Here is a 26,437-nt window from a genome sequence, read left to right as displayed (position 1 = left end):
GCTGATCGCGTTGCAGCACGGGCGATTTTCCCGGAACACCAGAGGCAGCTGGCGCTGGAAAATGCTGCAAACGCACAAAGGGCTGCTATTCGGAACGAAAATGGCATGGCAAGTAATTGTGAGAACGCAAAAGCGGACTTTCACCGGATAGTTAGTTGGATATTGGCGGCCGTTTCAAGAAGCGCTTTTTCGATGGTTGATCTCTGTTTTGCAAACCGAGTAGTGGGCACCGGGATAGAGATCGCGTGCAGATCGCCAACCCAATCGACGAAAGAAAACCCAATTGCGGATACACCTCCAGAATGCTCATCTAAATCATAGGCTAGGCCGTGTTCTCGGATCACATCCAATTCTGACAGGAACTCATCTATATTCCTATGTACGCCATTCCGGTCCCATTCGTTTCTGATTAGCTTGATCGCATCCTCTTTTGTGAGTTGCGCAAGACAGGCTTTACCATTTGCCGTGGTGGTCAATGGAAAGACTTCGCCTACTTGCGAGACCGTGGTCAAACGGTAAACGCCCGGAACCTGATCCAGAAAAACCATGCCAATTCCACGCATCACAGCGAGGTCTGTGGTTTCCCCGGTTTTTTGGGTTAGCTCCGTCAAGAGAAGCCGGCAGTGTTCGACGATGCTGTACTGCGCTGCGCCTGCGAGAGCGCTTAGTTCGGGGCCGAGCCTCAAGCCACCCCCATTTGCATCTGCTATAACAAGTTTTTCCGCAGCCAGTGCGCTTGTGATTCTCTGTACCGTAGAACGGGGCAGGTCAACGCGCTCGGCGATTTTTCCCAAGCTCATTCCGGATTGGTTTTCTTTCAAAACACGCATAATAGAGGCCGCTCTGGAAATGACCTGAATGCCACCTTTATCCGCTTTTTCAGTCATTTAACCCACCTCATCCTGTCCTGGCATCGTAATTTCGAATGCCTGGTAATTTATTAGTGTTGTACCACAATGCGGTGCAAGTCAACCGTATAGTGAGTTTTTAGTTGACCGTAATGCGGTGCGTATGCATCATCATACGGGACAGGTGGGGAGGCCACCCAGACAATAGAAAAGCGAACACCGCCGCGTTGTCGGCGAATAGAGGAGATATGCCCAATGGTTGAAATCCGCGGCATTGAGTTTCAGGCAAACACCGACAATGACATGGGGCTTGAGTTTTACAACCTTAGCCACAGATACGGGTTTCAGTGCCCCAACTGGCCGTATTTCAAGGACGTCCAGATCGACCGAAAGCACTATATGGCCAAATCCGGCGTATTGTCTCAGACGATTACCACGACGATGCACGTGACCACGCATATTGATGCGCCAGCGCATGTTGTTCAGGGAACGCCATTCATCGACGAGGTCCCGCTCCCCCATTTCTTCGGCTCGGGTTTGGTGGTCTCTGTACCCAAACGGAAGTGGGAGCAAATCACCGGTGATGATCTGGAAAAGGCTTGTGGTCACGCAATCCGCAAAGGTGATGTGCTGATCATCAACACCGGCTGGCACAAGCAATATGAAGATGGTGACTACTTTGCTTATTGCCCGGGTCTCGTTCCTTCCGCTGCTGAGTGGATGATAGAGAAGGGTGTGAAAGTCGTTGGCCACGATACCCAGGCGAACGATCACCCGCTGGCAACTGCCATCGGTCCGCAGCGAAACGGTCCGATCATGCCACACCTCGAAAAAGAGTATCTTGAGTGGTCAGGCGGCACCCCCTGGGAGGTTGATTTCCCCGAGTGGGAGCCAGTGCACAACATGCTCTTCTCTAAAGGCATTCTCGGCATCGAAAACGTCGGCGGCGATCTGGATGCAGTGACCGGGAAGCGTTGTACCTTCGCGTTCTTCCCGTGGAATTGGGACCGTGGCGACGGTTGCATCATCCGCTTGGTCGCGATGATCGACAAGAACCAATCCTACCGCATCGAAGCTGGCGAAGACTTCTGAACACTCACGGACCGGTCGCTGGTTCGCTGGCGGCCGCCATTAATCCTGAGCGGAGATGGACATGCATCTGAAGCGTTTTCAAGACGCCCAACCCTACGAAGCACCGAACCATTTTGGATGTCATGGGCTTCGCTTGCAGGGGTTTGAGGAAGGCGGGCCGACAAATCAGTGGATCGGCTTCAGCCAGTTCCTACCGGGCGGTGGCGCAGGGCCGGACTCTAGCCCTTTTGAGAAAGTCTACGTCGTTCTGGAAGGTGAAATGACTGTCATCGTTGACGGCATAGAAACCATTCTTGGGCCCATGGATAGCTGCACGATCGCGCCGGGCGAAATACGCAAAATTGAAAACCGCACCAACCACACCAGCAAAATACTGGTGGTCATTCCGTATCCGCCAGAAAGCTGAGGACGAAAAGAATGTCTGATCCACTCAAGATGTTTGACGTTAAGGGAAACGTCGCGCTGATCACCGGAGCCTCGGGTGCCTTCGGGATGGTGGCCGCGCGTGCCCTCGCCGGGGCTGGTTGCAATCTGGTACTGGCTGCAGGCAACCAAGATGCGCTCGATGAGATTGCCAAAGAGTGCGAGGTACTTGGTGCAACGGTCGTTGCAATAAACACACGACCGACTGATGAAGCGTCATGTGCGGCCTTGGTCGACGAAGCCATCAACAACTTTGGTAAACTCGACATTCTCGTTGTCGCGTCCGGTATGAACAAAGTTGCGCCGATCAACGAAATGGCGCCGGAAACCTTTGACGCAGTGATGGATGCCAACGTGAACCAAAGCTGGTTGTTGGCGCGCGCGGCGGCGGCACACATGAAGCAAAGCGAATATGGCAAGATCATTTTCGTCAGTTCTGCGCGCAGCATCTTGGGGCACCCTGCCGGCTACACAGCGTATTGCGCGTCAAAGGCGGCCGTGAACGGTATTACTAGAGCCTTGGGATGTGAGCTGGGTCCAACAGGGATTACCGTCAACGCCATCGCGCCCACAGTATTTCGTTCGCCTTTGACCGCTTGGATGTTCGAAGAAACCGACGAAGCGAAAGCAGTGCGCGATGGCTTCCTAACCCGTGTTCCCAAAGGACGACTGGGTGAGCCTGAAGACCTGGCAGGTCCGCTCCTGTTTCTCGCCTCACGCGCCTCTGATTTTTACACCGGGCATATCCTGCATGCCGACGGCGGATATACGGCGGGTTAAAGAATGGTGCGCAAGAAACAGCAGATAGCGGTAATTGGCGCGGGTCTTATGGGGCACGGTATCGCACTGACCTTGGCAAGAGCAGGTCAATATGTCGCCATCACAGATCCCGTTGAAGAGGCACGAGCCACCGTGCCTGACCGCATCCGCGCGAGCATGGCCGCGATGGGGGACGACGAGGTCACAATCACAAAAACCCTCAAGCTGATTGAGATTTTTGCGACGACACAAGGTGCGGTTCAAAATGCCGATGCTGTTTTTGAAGCGGCGCCGGAAAAGTTGGCGCTCAAGCAAGCGATCTTTGCCGAGATCGAGATGCATGCACCAGAGACTTGCATACTCGCATCAAATACCTCGGTCATGCCGATTACTCAGATCATGTCCGGTTTGCGGCTGAAAAACCGCTCGTTGGGGACGCATTGGTGGAACCCGCCGCATATGATCCCGCTAGTTGAAGTTATCAAGACGGAATGGACTGACCCCAAGATCGCGCAAACCATGTTCGATCTGCTGAAGGACGCAGGAAAAACTCCGGTGATGGTCGAAAAGGACGTGCCCGGCTTTATCGGCAATCGCCTTCAACATGCGTTGTGGCGCGAAGCGGTCAGTCTGGTGGAAAACGGTATTTGCGACGCGGAAGCCGTTGATACTGTGATCAAGTCCAGCTTTGGGCGGCGATTGGCGGTCCTTGGCCCGTTGGAGAACGCAGATCTGGTTGGCACCGACCTGACGCTCGATATCCACGAAAACGTACTGCACGATCTCGAAGCGCATAAGGGACCTTCATCTTACCTCAAGTCGCTTGTCGATGCAGGTAAGCTTGGCATGAAATCAGGCGAAGGTTTCAGGAAATGGGCCGAGGGCGAAGCAGAACAGGTTCGCCAACGTGTGGCGAAACATCTGAAAAATCTCGAGAAGACTTTGTAAGATCAATCAAACACTGGCGGGAGGCCGGTGAAGGGAGGACACAATGACAAAGACTTTTAAGACGGCCACGAGGCGCAGTTTTATTGCCGGCGCTACGGCCGCAATCGCTGCTCCGGCCATCCTCCGGGCAACGCGTGCCTATGCTGCAAACCCGACGCTAAGGATTGGCAACGTCAGCCCACGCACCGGTCCACTAGCTGGTTTCGCTGAGGCCGACGAGTACGTGCTTCAAGCCATACAGCAGGTCTTTTCGGCCGGGTTGGACAACAATGGAAAGACCTGGAATGTCGAGATCATCTCAAAAGACAGTCAGTCCAACCCCAACCGCGCAGCAGAGGTCGCGGCTGACCTGATCTTGGGCGATGAGGTCGATATCATCGTGGCGGCTTCAACGCCGGACACGGTGAACCCTGTTGCTGATCAGGCAGAGATCAACGAAGTTCCCTGCATCACGACCGACTGCCCTTGGCAGCCCTATTTCTTTGGCCGCAATGGCGTTCCGGGTGAGGGGTTTGAAACGACCTATCACTTCTTTTGGGGCCTTGAAGATGTGATCGCAGCGTTCCTTGATATGTGGGACAAAACTGGCGTGACCAAGGCAGTGGGTGGTCTCTTCCCCAACGATGCCGACGGTAATGCTTGGGGCGATGCGGAACTGGGCCTGCCCAAACCGCTTGCCGCCGCCGGATACACGCTGACCGATCCAGGTCGCTATCAGCCTCTGTCCGACGATTTCTCAAACCAGATCGCAGCGTTCAAGGCTGCTGGTTGCGAAATCGTAACAGGCAATATGATCCCACCTGATTTCGCTACGTTCTGGAGCCAAGCCGCCCAGCAAGGGTTCAACCCGAAGGTCGTGACCATTGGCAAAGCACTTCTGTTCCCATCCGTCATTGAATCACTGGGCGAACGTGGTGACGGGTTGTCAACCGAGGTCTGGTGGTCTCCGCATCATCCGTTCTCGTCCTCACTCACGGGCATTTCCTCGAAAGACCTTGCCGAAGGCTATACAGCAGAGTCGGGTCGACCTTGGACTCAACCCCTTGGCTTTAAACATGCCCTGTTTGAGGTCGTCGCAGATGTCATCAAACGGGCGGATGATCTGGAAGACCCATCTTCGGTCATTTCCGCAATTACCTCCACGAACCTGAACACAATCGTCGGGCCGGTGAACTGGGGTGATGGGCCGATGAACAACGTCACCAAAACACCGCTGGTCGGTGGCCAGTGGCAGAAGTCCGGAGACGCCTACGAATTGCAGATCGTTGCAAACAGCACCGCGCCCGAAGTTCCGGTGACAGCAGATATGAAACTGCTGGGCTGAACAGATGTTCGGTACCGATCTTGGCGCCGAACCCTCTATCCGAGAGAAACATGACTACAATCTTGAGACTCCAAGACCTGAGCAAGGCATTTGGCGCGGTCACTGTCGCCGATGCTATGAGCTATGAGGTCCAGCAAGGCGAAGCACTCGGGGTAATAGGCCCCAACGGCGCTGGCAAAACCTCGATGTTCAACTTGATCACTGGGACGCTGAAATCGAACTCCGGTGTCATAGAATTCAATGGGGAGAACGTCACCAAATGGAACGCCTCAAAGCGCAGCCATGCAGGTATCGCGCGTTCTTTTCAGGTCCCGCAGCCGTTTTCGGGAATGACTGTTTTCGAAAACGCGATGATCGCCGCCACGCAATCGGCTGGCATGCGCGGACATCAGGCTGAGCGCTTTTGTCTGGAGGTTCTGGATCAAACGGAACTGTTGCTCAAGGCAAACGTTCTTGCGGGCAGTCTGACCCTGCTGGAACGAAAACGACTGGAGCTGACACGTGCGCTCTGCGCCAAGCCCAAACTGCTGTTGCTGGATGAGATTGCAGGTGGTTTGACTGAAGCCGAGTGCAAGTCACTGGTCCAGACCATCAAAGGCATCCACGCCTCTGGCGTCACCATCATCTGGATCGAACATGTTGTGCACGCCCTGCTGGCTGTCGTGGATCGTCTGATCGTCATAGACTTCGGAAAGAAGATCGCCGAGGGCGAGCCGCAGGCAATCATGGAAAGCGCGGAAGTCAAAGAAATCTATCTGGGGATCGAAGCCGATGCCTGACTCAATTCTTCAGACACGCGGTTTGAACTCCTATTACGGCGATTTCCAAGCGCTTTATGATGTCGAATTGGACGTCGGCGAGGGAGAAGTTCTGGCAATCATTGGTGCAAACGGCGCAGGCAAGACGACCCTGATGCGGTCAATCACCGGGTTGCTGACGAACGGAGTGGATCAGATTCACTATCGAGGTCAGGATATCAGCCGGCTTCGCGCAGACGAGGTTGCAGAACTTGGCCTTGCCATGGTTCCAGAAGGTCGCCAGTTATTCCCATCTTTGTCAGTCAAAGAAAACCTGATGATCGGAGCCCAAGTTGGTCGCCCGGGCCCTTGGGATCTGAAAGCTGTCTATGATCTGTTCCCGATCCTCGAAGAGCGCAAAGATCAGGCATCAACATCGCTTTCAGGCGGTCAACAGCAGATGGTAGCCATCGGGCGCGCATTGATGGCCAATCCTGATCTGATCCTGTTCGACGAAATTAGCCTGGGGCTGGCACCGATCATCATCAAGGACATCTATGAGGCGCTGCCCGGCATCATCGGCGAGGGCATGAGCGCGATCATCGTCGAACAGGACATCACCAAGGCACTTTCGGTCTCAAGCCGGGTCTACTGCCTGCAGGAGGGGCGCGTTTCGCTGGAAAGCGCGTCTGACACCGTTTCGCGCGAAGACATTTCGCGCGCGTACTTCGGGATCGAATAATATGGAATGGCTGAACGCTATCGTGCAGGGAACTTTGCTGGGTGGGCTATACGCGTTGTTTGCCGCCGGTCTGTCGCTGATCTTTGGAGTTATGCGGCTTGTCAATATTGCCCATGGCGATCTGATTGTGTTGGCCGCGTATCTCGGGCTGACCGTAACGACCGCGACCGGGATGCATCCTATGGCCGCGTTGGTGATTGTCGTTCCCGCTATGGCGCTTATTGGGTATGCCCTTCAACGCGGTCTACTGAACCAAACTCTGGGCGATGATATTCTTCCGCCGTTGCTTGTCACGTTTGGGCTGAGTGTGATTATTCAGAACGGGTTGTTGGAGGTCTACACGGCCGACCCCCAAACATTGAATGCTGGTGCGCTGGAAACAGCCAGCGTTGCAGTAGGCGGTGTGACCCTCGGGATACTACCGCTGCTAACCTTCGGGATTGCGATTGCTGTAATCTGGGGGTTGCAATGGACCTTTTATCACACCGCACTTGGTCGCGCATTTCGAGCAGTGTCCGACAATCAAGACATCGCCCAGCTCATGGGTCTCAATCGTCGGCATATTTTTGGACTAGCCATGGCGCTTGCCCTAGGTGTGACGGCAATCGCTGGTATCCTGCTTGGTATTCGGACAAGCTTTGATCCGTCCATCGGTGGTGGTCGCCTGATCTTTGGCTTTGAGGCTGTAATTATCGGCGGGCTTGGCAACCTTTGGGGCACTCTAATTGGCGGCGTTATTCTTGGCGTCGCGCAAACCATCGGAGCCAAGATTGATCCGGGCTGGCAAGTACTAGCCGGCCATATTGCCTTCCTTGTTATTCTTGCCGTTCGTCCGAACGGCCTCTTCCCGAGGGTTTCTGGATGAATCTGCAAGGTTATTCTGTATCTCGATCATCAAAAGCTGCCAGAATTGCTGCGATCCTAACCGCAATTGCTCTGCTTGTTCTGATTGCAGCGCCCTGGTGGGCAGGCCGCGCCGACATGCGCTTGATGGGAGAGCTGTTTCTCTATCTCTCCCTTGCCACCCTTTGGAACCTCATGGCGGGCTACGCCGGCCTCGTCTCGGTTGGTCAGCAAGCCTATGTGGGTTTCGGCGGCTATATGCTTTTTGCGCTTACGATGCTGGGCGGTTTGCACCCACTGGTTGCTATCGCAGCTGCAGGTGCGCTAGGGGCTTTGATCTCTATCCCTGTTGCTATTCTGATCTTCAGGCTTCGGGGCGCATATTTTGCCATTGGCACCTGGGTAATCGCAGAGGTCTTTAGACTGAGCTTCGCACAAATCTCAGCGCTTGGCGGGGGATCCGGATCTTCGCTACCCGTTGCCATCGTTAAATCTCTGGCGTCCGGTCGCGCAATGCGAGAAGCGCTCAGTTATTGGTTGGCGCTCGGAGCAGCTGTGCTGGTGGTGACTGCAGTGTATCTCTTCCTGCGCTCGCGCCAGGGTTTGGCGTTGACGGCAATTCGCGACAACGAATTGGCTGCAGGTAGCCTCGGCATCGATATCTGGCGAACGAAGTTCATTGTGTACGTCGTAACGTCGGCATTCACGGCAATGATCGGCGCTCTTATTTTCCTTCAAAAGCTGCGCATATCACCGGATGCGGCGTTCAGCGTCAATGACTGGACGGCCTTTGTAATCTTTATCGTGGTGATCGGTGGCATCGGCACCATCGAAGGTCCGATTATCGGTACGCTCGTCTTCTTCGCGCTTCGCGAAACTCTGGCCGACCTCGGAACAACGTACCTCATCGTTCTCGGAGTGGTTGCGATTGTCGTCATGCTTAAGGCACCGAAAGGTATCTGGGGCGTGATCCGCAGCCGCTATGATCTGCAACTTTTCCCGCTGGGCTATCGCGTAAAGCACATCGGACAACCCAAGGAGCACTGAACCCATGGCCCGTCAAAAAAAAACGATCATCACTTGCGCCGTAACAGGAGCGATCCATACACCCACTATGTCGGATGCCTTGCCCTACACTTATGATGACATCGCGCGGCAGGCGATTGAGGCCGCCGAGGCAGGAGCGTCGATCCTACACCTGCATGCGCGAAATCCCGAGGACGGGTCGCCATCCGTCGACCCAAATGACTTTGCGCCATTTCTGCCCCGCATAAAACAGGCGACCGATGCCGTTGTGAACCTATCGACTGGAGGATCGCTGACACTATCCATTCAAGACCGGATCAACCCGGCCAAGACTTTCAGCCCCGAGATGTGCTCGATGAATATGGGTTCGATGAACTTCTCGTTTCACCCATTGGCCAACCGGTATGGCGATGATGATTGGAAATTTGATTGGGAGAAAGGCTATGTCGCGAACTCCGATCAGAACATCTTTCGCAATACGTTCCGGGACATTCGAGAAGCGGCAGAAACGCTCGCGCCGCATGTCATCAAATTCGAACATGAATGCTACGATGTCGGCCACTTGTATAACTTGAAATTCTGCATGGATATTGGGTTGTTCAAAGCACCTATTTTCATTCAGTTCATCTTTGGAATCCTCGGTGGTATCGGGCCTGAGGTCGACAACCTGATCTTCATGAAACGCACAGCAGATCGCCTGTTTGGTGATGACTACCGCTGGTCCGTTCTCGGAGCCGGCGGTGCGCAGATGTCGCTTGCTACCACTGCAAGTCAGATGGGCGGCAATCTTCGCGTTGGCCTAGAAGACAGCTTGTTCATCTCACGTGGAGAGTTGGCCGAAAGCAACGCTCAGCAAGTCGCCAAAATTCGACGCATCGTAGAAGATCTAGGCAGTCAGGTGGCGACGCCTGATGAAGCCAGGGAAATTCTGGATTTGAAGGGTGGTGATCGCGTAGCCTTCTGACGATTGGACGCTTGGCCTAACTTCTCATCGAGTGACTTATTTATGGAATTTCGAAAACCCTTGGGAGATTGAACCATGCGATTGGTATATTTGGCAATCAGCGCGCTTTTCGTGGGTTTTGTTACCGTTCAGGCTAATGCGCAAAACGAAGCCCAGGACATCACCAACCTTTTGCTCAGCAACCGATCTGGAGACTGCGCGGATTATGCAGGAGTGTATTCCGCTTCAGTGGAGGATGTAACGCGCCAACAACGGTTTAACTCCGAAATCGAAATCTCGGCAGAAAGCCAGCACTGCACCCTCAAGACCAATGGCATTCCTAACCATGATTTCAACGGGCCTACAGCCAACTTCGCTAACAATGTACGCGAATTGCCTGGCACTTTTCGGATTCCCAGAAATCCGGAGAAGGCCAGCAACCAAACCGCGCTGTCGCAACGGAGTTATGATGCCATTTTATTGAATGGCGTGCCGGTCGATTTGCTTTCGGCTGGGTGTTATCGCCCGAGCGGCCCGCGAGCAGACAAGAACGGCAATGTATTGGCGGGGTGTCGAGATACTGATCCATGGTTGCTCGATCCGCCGTCCTACGATCAGTATTTTGGTGTAGATCTGCACAATGCCCATGCCCAGCCCGATGGCAGGTATCATTACCATTCCAATCCAAATGCTCTGTTTTTGGATCATGACCTTGATAAGCCGTCACCAGCTATTGGCTTCGCCGCTGACGGCTTTCCGATCTACGGGACGATATTCAAAGACAGGGATGGTACGATAAGACCTGCGATTTCCGGCTACCAACTCAAGACTACGCCTCGGCCTGCGCCGCCTAACGGGCCGGGTGGTACTCCGGACGGGACATATATCGATGACTACGAGTTCACTGCGGCTGGCGATCTAGATAAGTGCAATGGCATGACTGTGGATGGCCAGTACGGATATTATGTCACGACAAGCTACCCGTGGGTGCTGAATTGTCTAATCGGAGAACCGGATCGCTCATTCGACAAAAGATGACCTGACTTGGAGGCGCAGTTTTGACCTATCCTCGAATGATACAGACGCTTCGTGTTTCTTCCGCCGTGCTTACCGGTATTGCAGCGTTGCTCGCCATTCTTATCTGGTTAGGTTTGTCGCATTTCGGAGTAAGCGATGAAGCAGTTTCGGCGATTAAGAGTTCATCTGCGATTTACTTTCTGATCGGTTTTCTTTGCTTGTCCGTTGCGCTGACTTTGTTAGCACCTATCGCGATACCGAGGTTGTTTTTCTGTTGGGCTTGTTCCCCCTTTTGGTCAGCTGGCGTATCTCCGCGTTGACGGGGATGGGAACCATCAACATTCTATGTGCCTGCGCGTTTATCGGTTTTCTCGCAATGTTCGCTGTTTTAGTTCTTCACGGATTGCGCACACCGGCAACAGCGGGTCGTCCTCAGACCAGCTACGCGAGTGTCCAACTTGCCTTCATAAGGCTCTATATCGGGTTGGATCTAGTTCCGAATTGTACGGAAAAGCTCTTTGCAGGACCAGCAGTTCGAAGTGGGGATGTGCAATCCTTTCAGGCGCTTGTGCTTTCGATTTTCCCGGGAATTGAGGCCGAGACGATCTAAAGCCGTCCAGTTAGTTTTCACTGTTGATTGCCCAATCAGTTATCGTCTTGGACATTCCGAAACCGTCGCACCAGGTAATCCACGAACGCTCGGGTTTTGGGCGCTAGATTGCGCCTGTCGGCAAACATCACGACGATATCAGTGCTGGGTGGTGCGTATTCCGGCATAACATGGACGAGTTCGCCGGATTTAAACTTGCAGTCTGCGATGTAACAGGGGAGCCGCGCAATCCCTATACCGGCTAGTGCCGCTCGAAAGACGACATCAGTGCTGTTTCCTTGAAAACTGCCCGTTGCTTCAAATTCGTCGCCTGCCTTTGGTTCGATGCTGTTCCAAGAGTTCCTTTGGCTTCCTCCTACAACCCTGAGGCAATTGTGATCGGCCAATTCAGTAAAATTCGACGGCGTTCCAGACCGCTCAATGTATTCAGGTGAAGCACAAAGCACCCTGCGGCTCCGCATAATGCGCCTGACGACCACATCTGGGTTCTTGCGTTGTTCAGCAAAGCAGATCGCTACATCGAACCCTTCACTCCGAAGATCAATCTCTCGGTCGGTTAAATCCAACGACACTTGAACCTCGAGATTTTCTTCCATGAATTCAGGCAGAGCAGGAATAAGCTGGGACTTACCAAAGGCAACCGTGGACGCGACTCTAAGTAGTCCGCGCGGGATGCCGTCAAAGTTATTGATCATCGCTTCGGCCTCTTTGAATTTTTCAGCCATCGCTTTGCATTTTTCGTAGAATGCTTGGCCTTCTTGCGTCGGGGAGACACCTGTTCTGGTGCGATTCAGAAGGCGGTAGTGCACCTGATCTTCGAGCAAGCCGATCTGCTTGCTTACAGCCGATGGGGTTTGTCTCATTGATCGTGCAGCCGCAGATATGCTTCCCTGCTCGACAACCGTCGCAAAGATTAACATTTGAGCAGAGATATCCATGTCATGACCCTTGCTGTTCCAATCTGGCATGGGGCCTTTGCCAAATTGCCAAATTGAGAGCGCTACCAAACTCGCCTATCTCTGCATTGCAGCATAAATACTGCATTGCAGCAATGAGCGAGGTAATATCATGGCAATTACTCGATCAAACAGCGGGCTGGATGTCGTTTTCGAAGCTGGCCGCACGTTCTTTCATCAAAAGTTGGACACGATGCGAAATGCACAGTCCAAGCGCAGGATTTATCGCGCAACGTATTATGAGCTCTCAGTTCTGTCTGACCGCGACCTGACAGATCTGGGCATCCCGCGCAGTAACATCAAAAAACTCGCTTTGGAGGCCGCCTATGGCTGTTGACACCCAGACGGTTGGTACAAATCGCGGTCATACTATCGCGCAATCAATCAGCTTCTTGGCGTGGATCGGATCCACAGCAAATGCTGCCTTAAAGGCACTGCAAATGGCTCGAATGCTCTCCACACTTTCGAACATGAGCGACTATCAACTCTCTCAGATCGGAATTTCGCGATCCGATATCCCAAAATATGCCGCGAAGTTAATGGCTGACTAATTGATCCGAGGCTCTCTACGTCAGAGGGCAACACGAAATTTGCTGGTTCTCGCTCCTCCCAGAGTAAGCCAGCATGCGCGGGGGCGAAAAAGCCAACAGGGAGCGCCAACGCACGGGCCAGCACTTTCAACTCCTCCCGAAAGTGCTGGCTCGATACCTTTGATCGGATTTGTAGGACCAGACCTAGAAGGGCTTGTGGGTAGAAAGACAGCGATCTGCACTATCCAGCGCGGGTTAGAAAGCTTTCCCGCGCCTACCCCGGGCACCTATTCTATCGGGCTTAAATCTCGGAATAACCCAGCCTTGAAAGGGCACCGGCCACAGCCGGTCCCCTTATGCGAACCTCGCGGATCGCATCTGCAAGCATCATTCCATAACCGACGATCGTATCAACTTGCCGAAGTTTCTGAACTATTTCTTCTGACCTTGTCTCTTGTTCGACATTCTCAGTCCTCCGTTTCCCAAACATAACGGTGATCCATATCAAATGGAGCATTCCACTCTCTCTAGCCTAGACACCTTCAAGCTGACGCGGTCTGCCGCTCAGGGCGGGTGGAGCGATCTTTGCGCGGCTTAAAGGACAGTCTCTCAGGCCTACCAGAAACTGGTTGGAAGTCGCCTTACGGCACCTCTCGGGACCTGTAAGCACCGAAGCCATGACAAAATTGTTGCAGTCGCTTCACCGTTCCGGGAACTCATTTCAGATAGGTGTTAAACCAATCAATAGTGCGATCCCAAGCTAGGTTTGCCATCTCCTCATCATAGCGCGGCGTGCTGTCGTTGTGAAAACCATGGTTGGCATTTTCGTAGATATACGCCTCGTAAACCTTATCGTTGGATTGCAGAGCGGCTTCAAAATCTGGCCAACCTGCGTTGATGCGTTCGTCAAGCTCTCCCATCTGAACAAGTAACGGTGCCTGAATTTTGGGTACATCTTCTGTCGCAGGCTGACGTCCGTAGAATGGCACTCCTGCCGCCAGTTCGGGGTAGGCCACGGCAATTGCGCCGACCACACCACCGCCATAGCAGAAACCCACAGCACCGACTTTGCCGGTGCAGTCTTTTCGGTTCAGCAAGTATTCAAACCCATTGAAGAAATCGTTCATCAACTCGACACGGTCCACTGTCTTTTGCAACTCGCGCCCATCGGCGTCGTTGCCCGGGTAGCCGCCAACCGATGTCAGACCGTCGGGGGCCAACGCCATAAATCCGGCTTTTGCCAACCTGCGCGCCACATCCTCGATGTAAGGATTCAAACCGCGGTTTTCGTGGATCACCAGCACCCCAGGTAGGGGCTCTTCAACGCCAGCGGGCCGGACAAGATACCCTCGGACATCACCGGTTCCATTGGGTGACGGATAGGTAATGTAGTCTGCGTGGATATCAGGATCGTTGAATGACACTTGCTGAGCCATCGCATAATTCGGGCTGAGCATGTTCAGCAACGCAACCGCTGTCACGCCGCCGACCGCGAACTTTCCGGCGCGATCCAGGAATTGGCGCTTGGTGATCTTGCCGTGCGCGTAAAAGTCGTACAGGTCCAGAAGTTCCTGGTCGAAGTCTTTTGCCGTCATGCGGGTCATTATGGATCTCCTAATGAGTTTGGCAGTCTGAAGGGGAGGGTAGTATCCGATCTGAAAGTCTTGATTTGATTGAGCATCTGGATGGGCTTACTAAGATTCTGCCGGCGACAGTTCCATGTCCGCGTACCGTTCGCGCAGCACGTTCTTTTGAACTTTTCCCATAGTGTTTCGCGGCAATTCCGAGACGAATTCGTAGCGGCGCGGATGTTTGAAGCGCGACAGCTTGTTCCTGATGGTCTCAGCAATCTGATCCGCTTCAAGTTTTACGCTTGGCTCAATAACCAGAGCGGCGATGATTGCTTCGCCAAAATCGTTGTCGGGGACGCCGAAAACCGCCGATTCCAGAACACCGTCGATGTCGTTCAGGATCTCTTCAATTTCTTTGGGATACACGTTGTAACCACCGGTAATGATCAGGTCTTTCGACCGGCCCACAATCGATAGATAGCTGTCCCCGCTGAATTGGCCCAAGTCCCCGGTGATGAAGAACCCGTTCTCTCGCAACTCTTCGGCGGTTTTCTCGGGCATCTGCCAATAGCCTTTGAACACGTTGGGGCCGCGGACTTCGATCATTCCAACTTCACCCGGGGGCAGTGGTTCTCCGGTTTCCGTATGTGTTACGATCACCTCGATGCCGGGCAGTGCCATGCCGACAGTTCCCGCGCGACGTACGCCACTATAGGGGTTAGAGGTGTTCATGTTTGTCTCGGTCATGCCATAGCGCTCAAGTATGCGGTGGCCGGTGCGCGTTTCGAATGCCTGATGGGTTTCGGCAAGCAGGGGGGCAGAGCCCGAGACGAACAGGCGCATGTTCCCTGTGATCTCTTTTGTGAACCGGTCGTCTGCCAACAGTCTGGTATAGAAAGTGGGAACCCCCATCAAAAGGGTCGACTGGGGCAATTCATCCAGGATGGCGCCGAGGTCGAACTTTTGCATAAGGCGAACTCTGGCACCGGCGAGTAGTGACGTATTCACCGCCACGAAAAGCCCGTGCGTGTGAAAGATCGGCAGCGCGTGAACCAAGCGATCGTCGTTTGTGATACCCCACAGACCAACAAGAGCTTGGGCGTTGGACAATAGGTTTTGATGGCTCAGCATTGCGCCTTTGGAACGGCCTGTGGTGCCTGATGTGTAGAGCAACGCGGCAAGATCGTCCGGAGCGCGATCCACGGTTTCGAATACGCAGGGCTGCGCGTCGGCCTCGCTGCTCAGGCTAGGGTAAACGCCGCCGAGTGTCCGCAGCTTCGCCCCAGACCGAGCCGCCAATTTTCCGACTTCAATTTCGTCTCTGCTGTCGCAAACGATCATCGAAGGTTGGGCATCAGAGATAAAATAGTCCAACTCTGCCAATGTGTAGGCAGTGTTAAGCGGCAGGTAGACTGCACCTGCCTGTACCGAAGCGGCGTAGAGGGCTATCGTATCGGCCAGCTTGGGCGCTTGCACAACGATGCGATCGCCAGGTGAAACGCCGTTGTTTTGCAAAACATGCGCGACCTGCGCGGTGCGCTTCAAAAACGCGTCATAGGACACAACCTGGTCATCGTCGAGTTGCAGGAACGGAGCCTCGTTGCCCTCATGCCGGGCAAACAGGCTGTCGTATAGAGTGTTGGTCACGCGGTATTTTCCCTTGGCTTGGTCGCAAGCGCAGCGGTTGAGGCTGCGCGAGCAGAACGCGAGGCTTCGATCGTCGCAGGTGTCGCGAATTCTTCGTGATGACGTTCTGTTTTGTTTAAATCGTACAGGTAGTTCACCATCGCACCGCTGGATTGTGATCGTCCGTTCGGTGACAAATCGGCTTCGGCGTGCAACTCGTGCAACTCGGCACCGTTTCCGAGGTGAAAGCGGGCCACGGGATCCAGCGGCATCCCATCCTCGCGTTTGGCGAACAACAGGTACCGGGCGGCCATTGCGCGCAAATCTTGCGGCGAGGTTGTTGCCGCAAGTACGGCCTCGGCGGCGTGGCCGTGCTCAGGATTATCTGTTTCGCCCCCTAGCCAACGGTTCAGCCCCGGTATCGGCGACAAGGTCACAAATGTATCAAGCCCCTCAAGTTCTCGCGACAGCTCAGTTACAACCTGTTTGATCAACAGATTGCCAAAGCTGATACCGGTTAAACCTTTCTGGCAATTCGAGATAGAGTAGAACGCCGCGACTTTCGCTTGTTCGGTTTCGATCGGTTCCCGATCTTCGGACAAAAGCGCATCGATTGCGTCTGGAACTTCAGCCGTCAGAGCAACTTCGACAAAAATCAGCGGCTCATCTGGCATCGAAGGATGGAAGAATGCAAAGCAACGACGATCCGGCGGGTAGAGCCTGCGTCGCAGATCATCCAGATCGTTGATTTGATGGACCGCTTCGTAGGCAACGATCTTGTCCAAAACGCAGGCAGGGGTATCCCAACTGATTTGTTTGAGGACAAGAAAGCCCCGATTGAACCAGCTTCTCAGCAATTGAACGAAATCAGTATCTGTTCGTTTGAGCTCGGGGTTGGATTTAAGAAAGCGCAATAGGTCAACGCGCATTGCTACGAGTTCTTGTGTCGCGCCGGATGGTTGGTTCAATCGGCGCAACAACTCTTGCCGTCTGGGTTCCGCGACTTCGCTAAGCTTTTGATATAAATTGACACTTCTGTCGTTGGCATAGAGGCTTGCCACTTCGGCAAGCTGATCCACGTCCAGCTCAAGTTGGTCATTCAAATAGGCGAAAAACTCCAATTTCTCGGGGTCTTTCAAGGTCTGGTAGCGATCAAGAATTGTGGAGGCGAGGGTGAAGCCCGATACTTCGCCTTCGGCGGACAACAAGGCCTCACAAAGCTCTGCAATGGATCGATTGTCATCGTTGCCGCGCTTTTGGCCGGGACGATCGAACAGCTGATTCAGAAGATCGCCCAGAAACCAGTTCCGCTGCATTTCAGGACTCCATCTGACTGCTCAGGTACTCACCCGTTCGGCGGTAGTGGTTGAGCAAGTGCCGGGTTGCGCTGTCTGCATCGTGGTCGAGTGCGGCATCCAGGATTTGCTGGTGTTCGGCAGCGATATCGCGCTTTTTGTAACTTGGCCCTCCCGCCGCCAGATAACGATAGCGAATGTTGAGGTCATAAAGCTGCGAGCAATACCGTAGCAGCAACGGCAGTTTTGCATTTTCCAACAAGGCCATATGAAACGCTTTGTGGGCGTCTTCGAAGTCTGGTGCACCTTTTTGACTGGCCTTTTTCATATGGTGATGCCGCAAAACAAGCCTGTCCTCCCAAGCTCCATCTGCATTAGCGATGGAAGCGCGCAGCGCTGTTTCCTCGAGGTTGCATCGGAGCAACAGTATTTCCTCGAAGTTGGATTTGCTGACTGGCGCCGCCCGAAATCCGCGCTGATCAATCCGCTCGACCAGCATGTCAGACGTCAGGAGGCTAAGCGCCTCCCGAACCGGGCTTGCGCCCGTGTCCAGAAGACCACGGAGTTGTTCGATCTTGAGCTTCTGTCCGGGCGGCAACTCGCCTGTGAGGATCATATCGCGCAGCCGTCGATACGCACCATGAGTGGCTGATTTCTCTTTGCCCTCGGCATCAAGCATGACGTCCATATCCGACTTTTCCTCTTTGAATGCGCAATCTTTGAAGTGCTTTTAACTGAGGGCGCTTGTTCCGGTCGATAGGCCGACTGTCAGGTTCAGTGAGCCTTCGTTGATCATCCAGCGCCGAAGAACAAAACTGCGCGCCCCGCTTTTATGCATCGGGTCGTCCTCGGCTAGATTTCGAGCGGCCTCAAGGCTGTCGGCGCGGTAGATGATCAGGCCCATTCCCTGCATATGCTCACCGGTTTCATCCGACATTGGTCCGGCAAAAGCCAGCTGACCCGAACGTTCAAGCTGCGCCTGATATGCCAGGTGATCAGGAAGTGACGCCTTCACGTCTTCGGGCGCTTTGGCAGGCGTGCTGTGTGCAACGTAAAGCTCCAAAGCAAGTGCGCCGCGGCTCTGTGCTTCTGATTTGTAGTCTGCCCAGGCAACCATCTGCGCCCTCCAATAAAATCGATATTATTTGACACATGGCAAAATAATCGGCAAAAATCAAGCAAACTGATATGGATGATGAAAATGAAATACCTAGTGGGAGAGACTTCGGAAGGTACCGCGGTGTTTGCCGTGAACGGCGAAAAAGCAGTAAATTTAACGGCTTTGGACTCTGGTGTCGGCACAGATCTGATGGGGTTGATTGCCGATCCTGGTTTGAGCGACTCACTGGCCGATAAAATCTCAGCAGCGGTGCCTGTGCCAGTCTCGACTATCACGCCGGCATTGCCGGTGGCCGCCCCCGGGACCATTGTTTGCATGGGATTGAACTATACCGACCATATCAAAGAAGGTGGATACGACATTCCCGAGTACCCCACGCTGTTCATGCGCGGAAAGAACTCAATCATGGCGGCTGGCAAACCCATGGTGCGACCGGCGGCTTCCGAGCATTTCGATTATGAAGCGGAATTGATGCTGATCGTTGGGAAACGCGGTCGCCATATCTCGGAAGAAAACGCGCTGGATCATGTGTTTGGTTATACCGTTTTCAACGATGGGTCGGTGCGGGACTATCAGCGCAAAACGGTTCAGTGGACGCCGGGTAAGAACTTTGACGACACGGGCGCAATTGGCCCCTTCACCGTGACTCAGGATGAGTTGCCCGAAGGCGCTTCGGGCCTCAAGATCGAAAGCCGCGTTGGCGATGAGGTTCTTCAAAGTTCGAATACCGCCAACATGATCTGGGGTGTCCGCCAGGTGATCGCGACAATTTCGGAATTCATGACCCTGGAACCGGGAGATCTGGTTGCATTGGGAACACCGCCGGGCGTGGGCCACGCCAAAAAACCCGACCCTCGCTGGTTGAAGCCGGGCGAAACCGTTGAGGTCGAGATCGAAGGTATCGGCGTCTGTGCCAGCCCGATCGTGGACGAAAAAGACAACAGGTCAAAGGTGGCAGCAGAATGAGCGCACCGACCGGGGCAGAGCTGGAGGCACTTCGCGCCAAGGCGCAGCAAGATCATCGCGAACTGCGCGCGCGCATTCCTCGTCTGTCGGATGACGCAATCGCCTTGATTCTGCGCGAGTCCCGGTCGCACTATGCGTGGACAAACAAGCCGGTTTCCGACGCGTTGCTTGAAGAGATTTACGACATCACGATCAACGGCGCGACCAGTATGAATACACTGCCTGCGCGGTTCATTTTCGTGAAAAGTGCCGAGGGCAAAGAGCAGCTTGCCAAGTCTTTGAAGCCAAAGAACGTGCCAAAGATGATGGGCGCGCCAGTCACGGCCATAATTGCCTACGACATGGAGTTCTGGAAGGAACTGCCCTTCCTTTTCCCACACGAAGATCGTCGGCCGTTGTTCGAAAATAATCCCGATTACGTGGCCGATACGGCGTTTCGCAATGGTACGCTTCAGGGCGCTTATTTCATGATCGCGGCACGGGCCGTTGGGTTGGACGTTGGTGCCATGTCAGGCTTTTCGAACAAGATTGTCGACGAGGAGTTCTTTGCAGGAACCACCCTCAAATCGAACTTTCTGTGCAATCTAGGTTACGCCGATGAAACGGGTTTGTTTCACAAACTGCCGCGATTTCCGTTCGACAGGGTTTGTTCTTATGCATGAGGAAATGACGCAAGTGGGCGGCCAATCGGCCAAGTACTTTGCCGTCGCAATGCTGCGCAAATCGGTTGGTGTGGAGAGGACTGACTGCCGGGGTTCAAGGCGAACAAATAAAGGGCAACAAGATCAAACTTTCTGGGAGGAGAGATAATGAAAAACTGGACCAAGTGCAGTCTGCTGGGTGTTGCCGTGGCAAGCACTATGGCACTGTCAGTCGCAGCGGAAGAGACCATTTCAGCTGTCGTAATTGATGGTTACCCAGACCGGGCCTTGTGGGTGAAAGAATTCACAAACTTCTTTATTCCTGAAGTAGATAAGCGGTTGGCCGAGTCCGGCAATTACAAGATGAACTGGCAGGAGAACTATGGCGGTTCTATTGTAAAACCCAAAGGTGTTCTGGAAGGCGTACAGTTGGGTTTGGGCGACATTGGCATCGTCACAACCATCTTCCATTCGTCCAAGCTGCCCAGCCAGGGGATCTCGGGCTCGACACCATTCGTCGCGTCGGATGCTCGCGCAGTGGCCAAGGCGGTCGACGAGATCGCGCGAGAATACCCGGCGATGCAGAATGAGTTCGCTGCGCAAAATCAGGTCTATCTGGCGACAGGCGTTGTGCTCGACACATATCAGATGTTCTGCTCAGAGCCGGTCGAGAAAGTTGCAGACCTTGAAGGACGCAAGATCGCGGGTGCTGGTCTGAACCTGCGCTATCTCGAGGGTATCAAGGACGCGGCTGGCGTTCGCGGTGGTCTTACAGATTTCTACAACATGGTCCAAACCGGCCTCGTCGATTGCGTAATGATTTGGCCGGAAGCTTCCAAGACGTTCAAAATCGTCGAAGTGGCCCCTTACATGTTGAAGGCAGACCTTGGTGCGGTGAATACAAAAACAGTCACCGTCAATGCCGACTACTGGGCGAGTCTGCCCGATGAGGTCAAAGAAGTACTACAGGCCGTGGCTATTGACTACCGTGACCATGTGGCAGGCATTGCGATGGACCGAGCCGCAGCGTCACGAGATGCCTTTGTAGAAGCTGGCGGATCGATCATTGAAATCTCGGATGAAGACCGCGCCGCGTGGGCAAATGCGATGCCCAATGTTGCGCAGGAATGGGCTGCAACGCTTAACGAAAACGGCGAACAGGGCACAGAGATGCTAGCCGCTTATCTGAGCAAGCTTCAGGGCGCCGGATTCACTGGTGTGCGCGACTGGACGGTCAAATAACCTTTCGGCGACCTGAGAAAGGGGCCTTACATGCTGAAGACTGCTGTTGCTGTCCTGTCACGGGTTGCCAATTCGCTTGCAATCGCTGCCAACGCTTTGGGTACGCTCGTCGTTCTGGCGTTGGTGGTTATCCTAAACGTGGATGTCGTTGCGCGCGGTCTGTTTTCTGCCCCACTGCGCGGAACCTACGAGATGGTGCAGTTTTCGGTCGTGATGATCGTTTTTTTCCAATTGGCCGACGTAGTCAGAGTGGACCGGCTGACACGTTCTGACGGGTTTCTAAACCTGCTGCACCATCGCCGCCCCGGCCTGACAGCCAACCTGCGGCGCATCATAAACGCCATCTCGGCAATCTTCATGGCTTTGATCGCTTATGTGACTTTTCCAGAATTTCTACACATGTGGGAGACGCAGGACTACTTTGGCGTTCCGGGTCTTTTCACACTGCCATGGTGGCCGGTCAAACTGGTCATCGCGTGCGGTACTGCGCTTGCCTGCGTGATTTTCCTGCTCAAGGTCGTCACGGCGCAGGACCGCCCGCAACTTATTCGCACCCCAGAGCATGACGAGGCCGCAGAATGACGCCGATTGAGATTGGCCTGATCTCGGTCATTGCAATCGTCTTTCTGATTTACGCCGGCGTCTACATTCCGATTGCTTTGGGCGTGGTCTCGTTCGTGTCGATCTGGCTGATGCGGGACAACTTCACGCTTGCGCTTAACTTGCTGAAAGTGGCGGTCGGCGACAGCGCGATGGAATACAGCTTCGCTACAATCCCTCTTTTTACCTTCATGGGGCTCATCGTTTCAAAGGCTGGATTAGGTAAGGACATCTACGAAGTCATGACGATGCGGTTTCGCAAGGTCAAAGGCGGAATCGGCATGGCGACCGTCGGGGCCAATGCCGTTTTTGCTGCCGTAACCGGGTCGTCAATTGCATCCGCATCCGTGTTCACCAAAGTCTCAGTGCCGCAGATGATGGCGCAGGCCTATAACCCACGCTTTGCTGTTGGCGTGGTTGCCGGGTCTTCGGTTTTGGGGATGATTATCCCGCCTTCGGCGATGCTGATTATCTATTCTTTTGTGGCGGAACAATCCGTGGGGGACATGTTCCTAGCGGGGGTTATCCCGGGGATTATGCTGGCAATCGCATATGTCGGCGCGATCTGGGTCATGGGGCGTTTCACACCATCTTTCGTTGGAGGCCGCGTCGTCGAAGACACCGAGTGGATGTCAGGGCGCGAGATCGCATCTAAAACCCTGCCGACATTGTTCATCATCACCGTGGTGCTCGGCGGCATTTACACGGGGTGGCTAACTGCTGTCGAGGCAGGGGCAGCCGGGGCTCTGGTCGCGCTGGTTATCGCCGTTGCGCGCAAATCCATGACGCCCAGAGCCTTCTGGGATGCGTTGCTGGAGACCGGCCATATCACAGCGGCGATCCTGTTCCTGATCACAGCAGCGTCAATCTACAGCCGCATGCTGGGACTCGCCGGGCTACCCAACCAGTTGCAGGACTTGCTCGCCGGGAATTCGGCGTCCTTCTGGTCGATCATGCTGCTCTATGTCTTGCTGATGCTTTTCTTGGGAACGTTGCTCGACACTGCGTCCATCATTCTGATCGTTGTGCCATTGTTTCTTCCGATGGCCGAAGCCCTTGATATGTCGCTGATCTGGTTCGGGATAATCACCGTGGTCGGAGCTGAGATCGGGCTTTTGACACCGCCGTTGGGCATATCGTGCTTTGTTATAAAATCCACGATCAACGATGATCGCATATCACTTAAGGACGTGTTCATGGGCGCGCTTCCCTTTGCGTTCGTGATGCTAATTGTTCTGTTCATTCTGATCGAGTTCCCGATCCTCAGCCTTGCCCTGATTTAAGGAGGCCAAGATGCGCACTGTCACCAAAGACAATATCACCGACGTCTTCATGGGATACTTGTCCAAAGACACTGATCCGCGGATGCGCGAAATCATGGGGTCACTTGTCAAACACCTTCATGACTTCGCGCGCGAAACCAACCTGACGCATGACGAATGGCGAGCTGGGATTGCGTTTCTCGAGGGCTGTGCCGCTGTGGAAACCGAGGACCGGCACGAGTTTGTGCTGGCGTCGGACGTCCTGGGCCTGTCTTCTTTGGTGGACATGCTGCATTCAAGTCCAGACGCAACAAGTTCGTCGGTGTTGGGCCCGTTTCATGTATCCGGCGCACCTCCGCTGCCCATGGGTGGGGATATGAAACGACATTACGGCGGGCCGGTTCTGCTTGCTGAAGGCATCATTCGGGACACAGCGGGCAATCCCATTGCAGGAGCAGAACTCGACATCTGGCAAACGGCACCCAACGGCCTCTACGCCAGTCAGGATGAAGAACAGGACACCTACTCTTTCCACGGACTGATGACAGTCGGTGACGATGGCAGATACGCGTTCACCACAGTAAAGCCAGTTGAATACACTGTGCCGTCTGACGGGCCAGTTGGCGATATTCTGCGTGCTTGCGGTCGCCATCCGTGGAGGCCCTCACACCTGCACTTTATCGTCAAAGCCCCCGGCTATCGCTCACTCGTGACCGAGATTTTTCCGGACGACGATCCCTATCTGGATCAGGATACGGTCTTTGGTGTTCGAGACGATCTGGTGATGACGTATGTTGAACGACCAGCTTCGGAATTTCCCGATGACATGGCACTTTCTGGTAGGATCACTGAACCTTACCTGCACGTGAATTTCGACGTCACGCTTGCTCGGGACTGAACGCTATGGAGGATGCTTGAAGTGCTAAAATACACATTCATTGTATGTGCAGCGCTAGTCAGCGGAGTGGCCATCGCCGACGAGCGACCGATTTTCGATGCACATATTCACTACAGCCATGATGCCGTGAAACTGGTTCCGCCCGAACAAGTGGCCAAAATCCTGCGGGATGCAGGCGTGCGGAAAGCCCTGGTTTCCAGCTCGGACAATAACGGAACGCAACTGCTTTTGGCTGCAGCGCCGGACATCGTTGTTCCGGCACTTCGTCCCTATCGTCGTCGCGGTGAGATCAACACCTGGATGCACGACGAAACAGTAATCGATTATCTGGAAGCAAATCTGTCGAAGAACGACTACGAAGCCATCGGCGAGTTTCACGCCTATGGGGACGATATCAAAACGCCGGTTATCCAGCGTATGATCGCACTGGCGAAGGAACGGAACTTAATTCTGCACCATCACGGTGATCGCGACGCGGTTGACCTGATCTTCGAAACCTGGCCGGAGGCTCGGGTATTGTGGGCACATTCTGGCTTTGACGATCCGGGAAAGGTTGTCGACGCTTTAAATGCGTATCCCCGGCTTTGGGCCGATCTGGCGTTCCGTTCCGACATGGTCTCGCAGGGCCGTGTCGATCCGGATTGGCAAGCTGCGTTCGAAGCGCATCCTGATCGGTTTATGGTCGGTACCGATACATTTGCGCCGGAGCGCTGGTATTACGTCGGCCCGCATGCAGATTTTTCACGCGAATGGCTGGATTTGCTTCCAGACCAGATCGCGGACAACATTGCCTATGCCAACGCAGAACGATTGCTGGCATCAAAATGATCCGCTGGCTCGTCTGGTTTCTGGTATCTTCTGGCGCTGCCGTCGCTTGTGAGGCGACCGGGCAACGGATGGGTTCGGAAATTCAGAACGCGCCTGCGGTGCATGTGACTGTCAACGAAATTCCGTTGGCTCAACCGTTTTCAATAATCCTCACTATGTGCAGCGAAATTGCCGTGAGTGATATGCGCATCGATGCAATCATGCCTGCTCACCAACACGGGATGAACTACCTTCCAGTCGTCACTGCAAAAGGCGACGGTGTGTTCCGTGTTGATGATATGCTGTTTCACATGCCGGGAATGTGGGAGCTTCAAGTGGACGTCGAATACAACGGGCAATCGGTATCCTACACCTTTGACATTGCGCTGAAATGAAGTTGTGGGTGACAGCTGCGCTAGTCTTGCTGACGAGTTCGGTGCGTGCAGAAGTCCTATTGTCAGAAGACGAAATCCAACAAACGCTGTCCTTTGGGCCGTGGCCACCATCATTCCAACCTGATCCAAGCAACAGGGTTTCAAAAGATCCCCGAGCGATTGCGCTGGGCGCAGCGCTTTTCGACGATCCGGTGTTGTCGATTGATGGTGCATTTGCCTGTGCAAGTTGTCACGACCCCGAGCGGGCACTCACCAACTCCGAGGCACGAACATTCGGTCGCGTGATTTTGGATCGGAATACGCCATCACTGCGAAATCTGGCTGGTCTGCGATGGTACGGGTGGGGTGGAAAGAGCGATAATCTATGGGCTGCCAGCTTGCATCCGATCATTGAAGAACAAGAGATGGCGCACAGCAAAGAAAGCCTAATGAGAGCCATTTCCGAGAGTACGTACATTGAAGATTTTGAGGTCATTTTTGGCGATGTTCAAAGCCAAGACACAGAGCAGGTCTTGGTAAACATTGCCAAGGCCCTATCAGCTTATCTGGAAACGCTGGTAACCGAGCGGACACAATTTGACGATTTTCGCGACGCGTTGAAGCGCAGCGATCTGGTAGAGGCTGCGAACTACCCCGAAGCTGCCCAGCGAGGGCTTCAGCTCTTCTTGGGGCGCGGGAATTGCGCGTTCTGCCATAATGGCCCGAGATTTTCCAACAACGAATTCCACGACGCGGGCGTGCCATATTTTCTGAGTGAAACCGAAGTCGACGATGGCCGGTTCGGAGGGTTGAACTTCTTGCTCTCCAGCCCTTACACATTGGACGGAGCCTGGACTGACGATCCGGAAAAGCAAGGCGCGTGGGCGGTCCGAAATGTACGAAGGAGCCATTCCGATTTTGGAACCTTTCGTACGCCCAGCCTTCGAGGTGTGGCCGAAACCGCCCCCTACATGCATGACGGCAGCCTGGATGATCTGGACGCCGTAGTCCGACACTATAACGAAATTGATATAGAAAGGCTTCACGCCGATGGCGAAGCCATACTCTCTGAACTGAATTTATCCGAGCAGGAGATTGCAGACCTGGTTGAGTTTTTGGAGACTCTGTCCGGCGTTACGCGGCCTTGAGATACTCCAATGCAGCCTGAGTACCGCCTGTAGTGTGCGGCACGCCGCTTTTGGCGAGTCCCATTTCTACGCCTGAGGGTCTTGTCAGA

The 26,437-nt window shown here is 54.1% G+C and carries 29 protein-coding genes; 22 read left to right on the top strand and 7 right to left on the bottom strand.

The annotated features are described in order from the left end of the window. Positions 1-140: 140 nt before the first annotated feature. Positions 141-887, bottom strand: coding sequence for an IclR family transcriptional regulator (locus ACR0DT_RS06300; protein WP_480709923.1), 747 nt, complete (start codon positions 885-887; stop codon positions 141-143). A 216-nt stretch (positions 888-1,103) separates the two neighbouring features. Here ACR0DT_RS06300 and ACR0DT_RS06295 point away from each other — a divergent pair, with 216 nt between their 5' ends. From ACR0DT_RS06295 to ACR0DT_RS06245, 11 genes are all read left to right on the top strand, one after another. Next, complete coding sequence (locus ACR0DT_RS06295; protein ID WP_480709922.1) at positions 1,104-1,940, top strand: cyclase family protein; 837 nt, start codon at positions 1,104-1,106, stop codon at positions 1,938-1,940. Between the two features lie 55 nt (positions 1,941-1,995). Then, entirely contained in the window at positions 1,996-2,346 is a 351-nt protein-coding gene (locus ACR0DT_RS06290) for a cupin domain-containing protein (RefSeq protein ID WP_480709921.1), read from the top strand. Positions 2,347-2,357: 11 nt separating this feature from the next. Continuing rightward, positions 2,358-3,143, top strand: coding sequence for an SDR family NAD(P)-dependent oxidoreductase (locus ACR0DT_RS06285; RefSeq protein WP_480709920.1), 786 nt, complete (start codon positions 2,358-2,360; stop codon positions 3,141-3,143). A 3-nt stretch (positions 3,144-3,146) separates the two neighbouring features. Beyond that, positions 3,147-4,070, top strand: coding sequence for a 3-hydroxyacyl-CoA dehydrogenase family protein (locus ACR0DT_RS06280; RefSeq protein ID WP_480709919.1), 924 nt, complete (start codon positions 3,147-3,149; stop codon positions 4,068-4,070). Positions 4,071-4,113: 43 nt separating this feature from the next. Further along, positions 4,114-5,394, top strand: a complete 1,281-nt coding sequence (locus tag ACR0DT_RS06275; protein WP_480709918.1) for an ABC transporter substrate-binding protein — start codon at positions 4,114-4,116, stop codon at positions 5,392-5,394. Between the two features lie 50 nt (positions 5,395-5,444). Beyond that, positions 5,445-6,173, top strand: a complete 729-nt coding sequence (locus ACR0DT_RS06270) for an ABC transporter ATP-binding protein (RefSeq protein ID WP_480709917.1) — start codon at positions 5,445-5,447, stop codon at positions 6,171-6,173. Next, on the top strand, positions 6,166-6,873 hold the full coding sequence (locus tag ACR0DT_RS06265) for an ABC transporter ATP-binding protein (protein WP_480709916.1): 708 nt from the start codon (positions 6,166-6,168) through the stop codon (positions 6,871-6,873). Before ACR0DT_RS06270 ends, ACR0DT_RS06265 begins: the two co-directional genes overlap by 8 nt. Position 6,874: 1 nt before the next feature. Continuing rightward, entirely contained in the window at positions 6,875-7,738 is an 864-nt protein-coding gene (locus ACR0DT_RS06260) for a branched-chain amino acid ABC transporter permease (protein WP_170332018.1), read from the top strand. Next, a complete protein-coding gene (locus ACR0DT_RS06255; protein WP_480709915.1) occupies positions 7,735-8,763 on the top strand; it encodes a branched-chain amino acid ABC transporter permease in 1,029 nt (342 codons plus the stop codon). The genes ACR0DT_RS06260 and ACR0DT_RS06255 overlap by 4 nt, the downstream gene beginning before the upstream one ends. Before the next feature lie 4 nt (positions 8,764-8,767). Continuing rightward, the gene (kce, locus tag ACR0DT_RS06250) at positions 8,768-9,706 is read left to right on the top strand and encodes a 3,5-dioxohexanoate:acetyl-CoA acetone transferase (RefSeq protein ID WP_480709914.1); all 939 of its coding nucleotides are present in this window, start codon (positions 8,768-8,770) and stop codon (positions 9,704-9,706) included. Between the two features lie 75 nt (positions 9,707-9,781). Next, positions 9,782-10,723 carry a YHYH protein gene (locus tag ACR0DT_RS06245; RefSeq protein WP_480709913.1) on the top strand — a complete coding sequence of 314 codons (942 nt, stop codon included), beginning with the start codon at positions 9,782-9,784 and terminating at the stop codon, positions 10,721-10,723. A gap of 624 nt (positions 10,724-11,347) precedes the next feature. Here the strand turns inward: ACR0DT_RS06245 and ACR0DT_RS06240 are convergent. Next, complete coding sequence (locus ACR0DT_RS06240; RefSeq protein ID WP_480709912.1) at positions 11,348-12,250, bottom strand: LysR family transcriptional regulator; 903 nt, start codon at positions 12,248-12,250, stop codon at positions 11,348-11,350. A gap of 130 nt (positions 12,251-12,380) precedes the next feature. Here ACR0DT_RS06240 and ACR0DT_RS06235 point away from each other — a divergent pair, with 130 nt between their 5' ends. Both ACR0DT_RS06235 and ACR0DT_RS06230 read left to right on the top strand, forming a co-directional pair. Beyond that, positions 12,381-12,605: a DUF1127 domain-containing protein gene (locus tag ACR0DT_RS06235; protein WP_353394477.1), complete on the top strand. Its 225-nt coding sequence runs from the start codon at positions 12,381-12,383 to the stop codon at positions 12,603-12,605. Next, positions 12,595-12,819 carry a DUF1127 domain-containing protein gene (locus ACR0DT_RS06230; protein WP_170383499.1) on the top strand — a complete coding sequence of 75 codons (225 nt, stop codon included), beginning with the start codon at positions 12,595-12,597 and terminating at the stop codon, positions 12,817-12,819. Before ACR0DT_RS06235 ends, ACR0DT_RS06230 begins: the two co-directional genes overlap by 11 nt. A 695-nt stretch (positions 12,820-13,514) precedes the next feature. On the opposite strand, the gene yghX is transcribed toward ACR0DT_RS06230, so the two are convergent. From yghX to ACR0DT_RS06205, 5 genes are all read right to left on the bottom strand, one after another. After that, a complete protein-coding gene (gene yghX / locus ACR0DT_RS06225; protein WP_480709911.1) occupies positions 13,515-14,402 on the bottom strand; it encodes a YghX family hydrolase in 888 nt (295 codons plus the stop codon). A gap of 90 nt (positions 14,403-14,492) precedes the next feature. Beyond that, positions 14,493-16,016, bottom strand: a complete 1,524-nt coding sequence (locus ACR0DT_RS06220; RefSeq protein WP_480709910.1) for a malonate--CoA ligase — start codon at positions 16,014-16,016, stop codon at positions 14,493-14,495. Then, positions 16,013-17,311: a malonyl-CoA decarboxylase gene (locus ACR0DT_RS06215; RefSeq protein WP_480709909.1), complete on the bottom strand. Its 1,299-nt coding sequence runs from the start codon at positions 17,309-17,311 to the stop codon at positions 16,013-16,015. The genes ACR0DT_RS06220 and ACR0DT_RS06215 overlap by 4 nt, the downstream gene beginning before the upstream one ends. Position 17,312: 1 nt before the next feature. Continuing rightward, positions 17,313-17,978, bottom strand: coding sequence for a GntR family transcriptional regulator (locus ACR0DT_RS06210; RefSeq protein WP_480709908.1), 666 nt, complete (start codon positions 17,976-17,978; stop codon positions 17,313-17,315). Between the two features lie 42 nt (positions 17,979-18,020). After that, a complete protein-coding gene (locus ACR0DT_RS06205; protein WP_171126194.1) occupies positions 18,021-18,407 on the bottom strand; it encodes a YciI family protein in 387 nt (128 codons plus the stop codon). An 84-nt stretch (positions 18,408-18,491) separates the two neighbouring features. On the opposite strand from ACR0DT_RS06205, the gene ACR0DT_RS06200 reads away from it, so the two are divergent. The 9 genes from ACR0DT_RS06200 to ACR0DT_RS06160 all read left to right on the top strand — a co-directional run bounded on the left by ACR0DT_RS06200 (position 18,492) and on the right by ACR0DT_RS06160 (position 26,348). Further along, positions 18,492-19,376 carry a fumarylacetoacetate hydrolase family protein gene (locus tag ACR0DT_RS06200; RefSeq protein WP_480709907.1) on the top strand — a complete coding sequence of 295 codons (885 nt, stop codon included), beginning with the start codon at positions 18,492-18,494 and terminating at the stop codon, positions 19,374-19,376. Further along, on the top strand, positions 19,373-20,038 hold the full coding sequence (locus ACR0DT_RS06195; RefSeq protein ID WP_480709906.1) for a malonic semialdehyde reductase: 666 nt from the start codon (positions 19,373-19,375) through the stop codon (positions 20,036-20,038). Before ACR0DT_RS06200 ends, ACR0DT_RS06195 begins: the two co-directional genes overlap by 4 nt. A gap of 147 nt (positions 20,039-20,185) precedes the next feature. Further along, positions 20,186-21,259 carry a C4-dicarboxylate TRAP transporter substrate-binding protein gene (locus ACR0DT_RS06190; protein WP_171211989.1) on the top strand — a complete coding sequence of 358 codons (1,074 nt, stop codon included), beginning with the start codon at positions 20,186-20,188 and terminating at the stop codon, positions 21,257-21,259. Positions 21,260-21,289: 30 nt separating this feature from the next. Further along, complete coding sequence (locus ACR0DT_RS06185; RefSeq protein WP_170336376.1) at positions 21,290-21,841, top strand: TRAP transporter small permease subunit; 552 nt, start codon at positions 21,290-21,292, stop codon at positions 21,839-21,841. Then, the gene (locus ACR0DT_RS06180) at positions 21,838-23,142 is read left to right on the top strand and encodes a TRAP transporter large permease (RefSeq protein ID WP_480709905.1); all 1,305 of its coding nucleotides are present in this window, start codon (positions 21,838-21,840) and stop codon (positions 23,140-23,142) included. Before ACR0DT_RS06185 ends, ACR0DT_RS06180 begins: the two co-directional genes overlap by 4 nt. A gap of 10 nt (positions 23,143-23,152) precedes the next feature. Then, on the top strand, positions 23,153-24,019 hold the full coding sequence (locus ACR0DT_RS06175; protein WP_480709904.1) for a dioxygenase family protein: 867 nt from the start codon (positions 23,153-23,155) through the stop codon (positions 24,017-24,019). A gap of 21 nt (positions 24,020-24,040) precedes the next feature. Further along, complete coding sequence (locus ACR0DT_RS06170) at positions 24,041-24,847, top strand: amidohydrolase family protein (RefSeq protein WP_480709903.1); 807 nt, start codon at positions 24,041-24,043, stop codon at positions 24,845-24,847. Then, entirely contained in the window at positions 24,844-25,221 is a 378-nt protein-coding gene (locus tag ACR0DT_RS06165) for a hypothetical protein (protein ID WP_480709902.1), read from the top strand. The genes ACR0DT_RS06170 and ACR0DT_RS06165 overlap by 4 nt, the downstream gene beginning before the upstream one ends. 8 nt (positions 25,222-25,229) lie before the next feature. Next, positions 25,230-26,348, top strand: coding sequence for a cytochrome-c peroxidase (locus ACR0DT_RS06160; protein WP_480709901.1), 1,119 nt, complete (start codon positions 25,230-25,232; stop codon positions 26,346-26,348). Positions 26,349-26,437: the final 89 nt, after the last annotated feature.

The sequence above is a fragment of the Ruegeria sp. BI11 genome (genome assembly GCF_056538005.1).
Note: the sequence above shows the minus strand (reverse complement) of the source record. Positions and strands in the feature narration are given on the sequence as shown.